The sequence below is a fragment of the Ruegeria sp. CL6 genome, assembly GCF_056536465.1.
This window is the reverse complement of sequence record NZ_JBQFPR010000020.1, coordinates 1-7,418: the sequence shown is the minus strand read 5'-3', so window position 1 is coordinate 7,418 and position 7,418 is coordinate 1. Positions and strand designations below refer to the sequence as shown.

At 49.8% G+C, this 7,418-nt stretch carries 6 protein-coding genes; 5 read left to right on the top strand and 1 reads right to left on the bottom strand.

Annotated features, from left to right (window positions below):
• The 5 genes from ACR0LH_RS21400 to ACR0LH_RS21380 all read left to right on the top strand — a co-directional run.
• Positions 1-328 (top strand): site-specific integrase (locus tag ACR0LH_RS21400; RefSeq protein ID WP_480722398.1); only part of this gene is annotated, 328 nt, incomplete at its 5' end.
• Complete coding sequence (locus ACR0LH_RS21395) at positions 325-498, top strand: hypothetical protein (protein WP_480722397.1); 174 nt, start codon at positions 325-327, stop codon at positions 496-498. The genes ACR0LH_RS21400 and ACR0LH_RS21395, both read left to right, overlap by 4 nt.
• A gap of 429 nt (positions 499-927) precedes the next feature.
• Positions 928-4,824 carry a PAS domain S-box protein gene (locus tag ACR0LH_RS21390; protein WP_480722396.1) on the top strand — a complete coding sequence of 1,299 codons (3,897 nt, stop codon included), beginning with the start codon at positions 928-930 and terminating at the stop codon, positions 4,822-4,824.
• A 34-nt stretch (positions 4,825-4,858) separates the two neighbouring features.
• Entirely contained in the window at positions 4,859-5,200 is a 342-nt protein-coding gene (locus ACR0LH_RS21385; RefSeq protein ID WP_170389827.1) for an STAS domain-containing protein, read from the top strand.
• Positions 5,201-5,231: 31 nt separating this feature from the next.
• A complete protein-coding gene (locus ACR0LH_RS21380) occupies positions 5,232-6,386 on the top strand; it encodes a mechanosensitive ion channel domain-containing protein (protein WP_170389829.1) in 1,155 nt (384 codons plus the stop codon).
• A gap of 28 nt (positions 6,387-6,414) precedes the next feature.
• Here the strand turns inward: ACR0LH_RS21380 and ACR0LH_RS21375 are convergent, their stop codons facing one another.
• Positions 6,415-6,750 carry an STAS domain-containing protein gene (locus ACR0LH_RS21375; protein ID WP_480722394.1) on the bottom strand — a complete coding sequence of 112 codons (336 nt, stop codon included), beginning with the start codon at positions 6,748-6,750 and terminating at the stop codon, positions 6,415-6,417.
• Positions 6,751-7,418: the final 668 nt, after the last annotated feature.

Here is a 7,418-nt window from a genome sequence, read left to right as displayed (position 1 = left end):
GGTCCACCCAGTTCTGGACGAGACGTTTAGTCAACTTCCGAGCCATGGCCCTCTGTTTCCTGACCTTACGGTGGCGCACGTCACCAAGGGATTTGCAAGGCTCCGACGTCGGTTGGGTCTGGAGCGACCGGGACTGGTGTTTCATTCGACCCGCAAGTGGTTTGTGACCCAGTGCGAGCGAACGGGTGTTCCCGAACACTTCACGGCCTCTCTGGTTGGTCACCAATCTGCGCGGTCAGAGAACGGGATCACCTACGGGATTTACTCGGCGGGCATCAGTGACGAGCAACGCCGGTCGATCGTCGATCAGATACGGCTACCGGTATGAGTTTCCCTGACATTGATGCGTTTGAGGAACGGGCTGCTATCGCCGAGTTCGATGGCGGTTGCACCCGTAAGGCCGCGGAAGATCTGGCTGCTCGTGCTCAGGGGTTCCGTGATGCGGAAGCCTACTGGCAATGGCTGGCTGACTATGTCGTCAACCGAAGACTACCCTGACACCAAACCCTCGGCGGCCCTTAGCGGGTTGCCGGGGGATCTCTTAGTTTTCTTTTTGTTGAACATGGTGTTGGTTCGTTCAAGATAATTGGTCGAAGCGCGGACAAGTTTACCACTAAGAAATTAGCGATTGGCTGGTGTGTTCAATCTGATTTGGTCGTTAACGATTTGTGAAGCCATTCAATGCTTTGAACCACAGACGGGCTCTCTAAAGGCATAAAAAGCTGATGCGATCTCGTCCTTGTCTGCGAACAGAAAGCAACTTGTACCGATTGACGTCAACGTTGCGAAATTTCGTTCTCCCGCTAAACTTGAGCCTAGGAAGTGATTTTCAGCGCTGCTTATCTAGGGCGCAATTGTTCGCTTGCCGTAGCTTGAGCCATTTCAAAGCTCCATTTTCTTTTTGCATTTAGCTTCGGGGAGGGCGCGGTGAGCGAAGTGAAAGAAGGTTGGAATATTTCAATCAGGCTGAAGCTGTTTCTGTTTGGCGCAGTTTTGGCGACGACCAGCTTGATCATTTTTGGCAGCATCGAATACCGCAACGCAAAATCGGCAATCAACGACCTCACCTTTGCGCAGTTGACCGCCGTTCGGGAAATGAAGGCTCAACAGATCGAGGACTATTTTGAGCTGATTTCCAATCAGATCCGCTCAGTTTCGACCAATGAAGAGGCGCACAACGCCATAAATGGGTTTAAACTAGCAATAGCTGCACTCAAATCCTCGAATGAGGCTCGCTTGCCAGAGGCAATGGCCGTGTCTGAGGGCATGCGAAGGTACTATGAAGACGAGTTTTTTGAACGCCTCCAAGCCCATACTCTCGAAGACTTAAAAGGCGTCTCCGCTGAAAGTTATTTTCCGAACACGGAAGTGGGGCGTTATCTTCAGGAGCAATATATCGTTCAGAATCCGCACCCGACCGGCGAAAAGCATGTCCTCACGGACGCCGGGGACGGGACTTATTACAGTTCGATGCACTCGAAGTACCACCCCTGGTTCCGCGACTATCTGGACCGGTTTGGGTTCTACGATATTTTTTTGGTGGAACCTGAAGACGGACAGATAGTGTATTCAGTGTTCAAAGAAGTGGATTTCGGAACCTCCTTGCTGACTGGCCCATATCAGAGGTCAAATTTTGCAGAGGTTTTTAGAGCCGCGCGCCAATGGGGGTTGGAAGCAGAGGGAAATCCTGAACTCGCAGCAGGGCAGGTTTTTGTCAAACTGGCTGACTTTGAACCCTACGAACCTTCCTACAATGCGCCTGCTTCGTTCATAGCTGCACCGATCATGAACCAAGGCAAACTGACCGGCGTTTTGGTATTCCAGATGCCGATTGGGCGCATCAACGAAATCATGACCAGCAATCAGGCTTGGTCCGATGTCGGATTGGGCGAAAGCGGTGAGACTTATCTTGTTGGCTCGGATTTCTTAATGCGAAATCAGTCCCGGTTTTTGATTGAAGATGCGGAAAACTACTTCGCCATGATTAAAAACATCGGGACGGCACCGGAAACCATCCAGCAGATCAGGGCGTTTGAAAGTTCCATCGGGCTTCAGAGAGTTGAAACGCAAGGTACCCGAAGAGCTCTAGCCGGCGAAACCGATACCGAAATCTTTCCTGACTATCGCGGTGTTCCCGTTCTTTCTTCATATCGGCCAATCAATTCTGAAGGGATTAATTGGGTCATCATGAGTGAAATCGACGAGGCTGAAGCCTTCGCGCCAGTTACCGACCTTAGGGATCGGATGCTTTTGTTACTGATATTATTTGCTCTGCTTGTCGGTGCGATTTCCGCTGTTCTATCCAAAAGGATCACTTCTCCGATCAAGGAGCTCACACAAAAAGCCGCGATAATGGCAGAAGGTGATTTGGGTGTTGAGATTGACACCAGCGGCGGTGACGAAATTGCCAAGTTGGCGCGCAGTTTTGACGTCATGCGGGACGCCCTAGCCGACCTTATAGGTGGTCTTGAGCAAAAGGTCGCGGAGAGAACTGAAAGCCTTGAGGCCAGTGAAACCCGAATTCGCACAATTTTTGAAAATGCAGCTGATGGCATCATCGTGATAGGGACTGATGGTGTTATCCAAGAATTCAGTCACAGCGCAGAGAAGATATTTGGTTACGACCGAGGCGAGGTTGTCGGAGGAAAAGTAGATGTTCTGATGCCAGAACCGATGCAATCTGAACATGACTCTTATCTGCAACGTTACGTAAAATCCGGAGACCCACGAGTGATAGGAAGAACTCGTGAGGTTGTCGGTCTTCGCAAAAATGGATCAGAGTTTCCAATGGGTCTGACCGTTGGCGAGGCGTTTGTCGGTGGAGAGCGTATTTTTGTAGGCATCGTGCGCGACATCACCGCCCGAAGAGCGGCTGAACAGGAGATGAGCGAGGTTTATCAGATCATCGAACAGATGCCGATGAATGTGTTCGTTCAGTCCGAGGATATGCGCTTCAAGTATGTGAACCGGGCGTTTGAAAAGTTCCACGGCGTCAAACGGGAAAACATCCTTGGCGCGAAAGTCAGGGACATCTTTCCTGAACAAGGAAAGGCATACGAGGGATATAACCGGGATATCCTGGCAACCGGGCGACGTCGAGACGCCGAAACCCTGGTCAAGGACCACACAGGGCAGGACTATCACCTACAAGTCAGCACATTCCCAATCAAGGATGCCGAAGGCAATCACGTAGCAGTTGCTGGTTTGGATATCGACATTACGGAACGGAAGCAAAATGCAAAAAAATTAGCTGACAACCTAGCTTTCATTTCTGCCTTGGTCGACGCCATTCCCAATCCGCTTTTCGTGAAAGATCCAGAAGCCCGATTTCTCACTTTCAACGAAGCATACAATAATGTGTTCGGAAGCACTGCCAACGAAAAATACATTGGCAAGACCCTTCTGGATATGGAGCATCCATCCGAAGAAAAAAGGCGTTTTCACCACGAGGAGGACGTCGAACTTATCAAGGATGGCGGTACGAAACACAGCGAGATTTCCGTTACGCTTTTGGATGGCAGCGAGCGCCAGATGCTCTACTGGGCCAAAGCGTTTGATTTGTCTGACGGAAGCCGCGGTGGAATGCTCGGAGTGGTGGTGGACATCACCCACCAAAAGGAACTCGAAAAGCAACTCTCCATCGCAAACAAACGCATGGGTGACGAGCTAAATATCGGACGTGAAATCCAGATGAGCATGATCCCGCTGACGTTCCCGCGTTTCCCTGAGCATAGGGATATAGATGTATGGGCCACGTTGCGGCCTGCGCGAGAGGTGGGTGGAGACTTCTACGACTTCTTTTTCATCAACGAGCGCAAGTTTGCCTTTGTCGTTGCAGATGTATCGGGTAAGGGCGTCCCGGCGGCGCTGCTCATGGCGGTTACGAAAACTTTGCTGAAATCGCATTCCCAGTCGACCATGTCGACGGCGCGCATCATTCAGAAAACGAACAACGAGCTGAGCGAGAACAACAAGGACTGCATGTTTATCACAGTCTTTTTCGGCATCATTGATACCGAGACTGGCGAGATGACCTACACCAATGCTGGCCATAACCCGCCATACATTCTTTCCCCGACTGGCGAGCTTAAAACTTTGGATGAAATCCATGGACCCATGATAGGTGTCATGGAGAACATTCAATATGAGGAAGCCACAATCAAGTTGGGAATGGATGACAAGATCATCGTATTCACTGATGGCATCACCGAAGCCTTCAATAGCGAAGGTGAGGCTTATGGTGAGAAGCGGCTAGAACATTTGTTGTCCGTGTCAAACAAACACGGTGTGAAATATTTGATGCATGAGATTGTGGACTCAGTTGATGAATTTGCAGGAGAGGCCGAACAGTCGGACGATATCACGGTCTTTGGTTTGCGTTACGTGGATTGGGAAAGTCGAGAGGAACGTGCGGTGATCGAGCTGCATTTGAAAAATGAGCTTTCAGAAATTGACAGGTGTCAAAGAGCGCTTGAGGAATTTGGGGAAAAATTTGGGTTGGAGGCCGAAGTTCAGAATGCCTTGTCGATAGTGCTCGATGATTTCCTGAACAACATAATTAGCTACGCCTTCCAGGACGAAGAGGAACACATCATTGATGTGAGCCTCGAAACTGACAAGCAAAGACTTATTGTATCGGTCGAAGACGACGGCATCGAATTCGACCCATTCATGCAGGATGACCCAGATACAGAAAGCTCTTTAGAGGATCGCAAAATTGGCGGATTGGGAATCCACTTGATGAAAAACTTGATGGATGACTACTCGTATCGGAGGAAAAACGGCCGCAATATCACGGTCATGATGAAACGAATGGGTGACTGAACCCTGTGGGCGGAAGTGGAACAAGAGGCGATAAATGTATCTGGAAATCACATCGAAGTCTGACGACAAAACCGTCTTTGTCTATATCGACGGCGATCTAACCACGACATCAAGTCCTGATGCTGAAACCGATATCAACCGGATTCTCGAAAACGAGCCAAACAAGAATGTGGTGATCAACGTCGAAAAGGTCGATTTCATCGCATCTACTGGATTGCGTGTTATTCTCGCTCTGGGCAAACGGCTAAATGGGCAGGGAAAGAAACTAGGCGTTTGTGCAATGAACGAGACCACTAAGTCCGTGTTTAATATGTCCGGATTCTCCAGGATCTTTCCGGTCTTTGACACCGAAGACGAAGCCAGGTCAGCGCTATAGTCGACTAATTTTCACTGGGCTGGGGTATTAAATGGAGCAACTGACTACTCTCGTGCAGTCCTATCCGGGACCAACCCTTGTCGTCCTCGTCATAATAGCGCTGATAGCCTCTCCATTTCTGAAAACGTTGATTGGAAGCATCGCAATGCGCTTCGCAATGCGTGTGGGATCGATCCAAGTCGATCTTATCGTCGACGCGCTGCGTCCGTTCCACTTTGTCTATGCCTTCCCTGTTGGGGTGGCGTTCTTCCTTGCCAATCTTGGCGAACCTTACGCGTATGAAATTCGCCTGATAAGTGGCTTGCTACTGATCGCAATAGCCATTGAAACGATCATCAAGATACTGGCCGGGATCGGTGGTATCATTCGTCATAATGCCGGAGACAAGGGGGCCAGCTCGACCGGATATGTCGATTTGGCAAAGGTCGTCGTTTTCCTCTTAGGGGTCGCCTTTGCGATCTCGATAACAGTTGAAACCGACATCGTTACTCTGCTGAGTGGTCTCGGTGCGTTAACAGCAGTTTTAATGTTCATTTTCCGGGACACCCTGATGGCTATTCAGGCGAGCCTGAGAATTGCCTCGTGGGATCTTCTACGCGAAGGTGACAAGGTTAAGGTGCCTGGATTCAAGGCGGACGGAACGGTCAAGCGTATAGGGCTCTATGACATCACTGTTGAGAACGGAGATTACAGCACCACACTAATTCCGACGCACAAATTCTTCGACAGCGCGAACATGAACTACAGGCACATGACTGACACAATGCGGGCGAGACTTGTGTTGTTCACATTTGTGGTCAAAGCGGACTCTGTGCATTTCTGTTCCTTAGAGGAACTGGAAAAACTGCGAGATATCCCTCTTATAAGTGATGACATATCCGCGCTTTTGGCCGACCTGGACAACCCTTCTAGACACACCCCTTGGACTGATTTCAGCAAATCAGGGATCACGAACTTCGAACTGTTTCAAGTGTATATGAAACGCTTCATACAAACCCAAAAGAATGTTCACCAACGCAGGCATCCAATTGGTATAAAGGCGTTGCCACCTACGGTTGACGGATATCCGGTTGAAGTTGTGGCCTTCTCTAAGAAAACCGGCGCAGGTGATATCGCTACTATCCAATCTGAGTTGCTGACACATTTCTTAGCAGTGTCGGAATACTTTGGTATCAGACTTATCTGACGCGAATAGCGCGTTTTCTTTGTCAGCTCTAATCAAAAGCAGCAACTGCCTCGGACTCGTCGGCGTGTAGATTAATGAGACTGTCAAACCCCGACATTTCAATGATCTTGGCAACATCCTCGCGGGCTGAGCATATCCGGAGCTCGCCATCATTCGATTGAATGAGTTTTGCGGCCACCAGAATGGATCGCAATCCGGCACTGCTGACATATTCAACGTCCTGCAAGTTTAGCAGCATTTTGGTCGAACCGTTTTCAATGAGGTCATTCAAAAGCTCACCAACTTGCCAAGATGTTGTGCTGACCATCCGCCCCTTGACGTAAACCATATCAATGCCGGCGAAATGTTTGCGCTCAAGTTCCATTCAAACCTCGCTTAACTCTTCCGAGACTGACTATGGTTCAATACACTGACGAATATACTTTCGAAAATCCATCGCACCGAAAAAATTTCATCTACTTAGCATCAGGAACCTATCAAGACTTATGCGTTCTGACAAAAATTCGAGCGTCGGCTGGTTCTCCAGATTGTTCCGAATGATCAGTTTCAATAGGCTAAAGGATGGTTTGTCATAACGCTTGCAGTTAAAAGATCTTTTACGTCGTCCGTGACTAAGTGACTGTGGTTCAGTTCTCCTTGGATGCAGACCCGTGCTGCTGAATACGGTAGGGTTCGATGACCTTCCTTTAGCGAAGACTATGGCAGTGCGAGCCAGTGAAGAATCGGGACTTCAACTAGCCATTCCCTGCACTGGTCCAATCACCCCAACCCACCAACGCCAGCGACCAGTCTTCAGTCCCCCGGAATCGATCGTCAGCGGTCGTCTCAGCGCCAGTGAGCGGCCTCTCTAGCAGCCAAAATGCCCCCGGAACCGCCCCAGTTCCGGCCACCGGTTGGAAAAGCCGAGTCTAATCATCGCACGGCAAGGATTCCTACCACCCCAGCCAGATCATCAGAACATGGAACGACGACAGGCTCTTGGGGCTAAACCCTCCGAGAAATGCCCCCGTTTATGCCCCAGCTGTTTCGGGT

Bases quoted from the DNA above. Each gene is read 5' to 3' on its own strand.
- ACR0LH_RS21380 (WP_170389829.1), top strand. From the start codon at position 5,232: ATGGAGCAACTGACTACTCTCGTGCAGTCCTATCCGGGACCAACCCTT.
- ACR0LH_RS21385 (WP_170389827.1), top strand. From the start codon at position 4,859: ATGTATCTGGAAATCACATCGAAGTCTGACGACAAAACCGTCTTTGTC.
- ACR0LH_RS21395 (WP_480722397.1), top strand. From the start codon at position 325: ATGAGTTTCCCTGACATTGATGCGTTTGAGGAACGGGCTGCTATCGCC.
- ACR0LH_RS21375 (WP_480722394.1), bottom strand. From the start codon at position 6,750: ATGGAACTTGAGCGCAAACATTTCGCCGGCATTGATATGGTTTACGTC.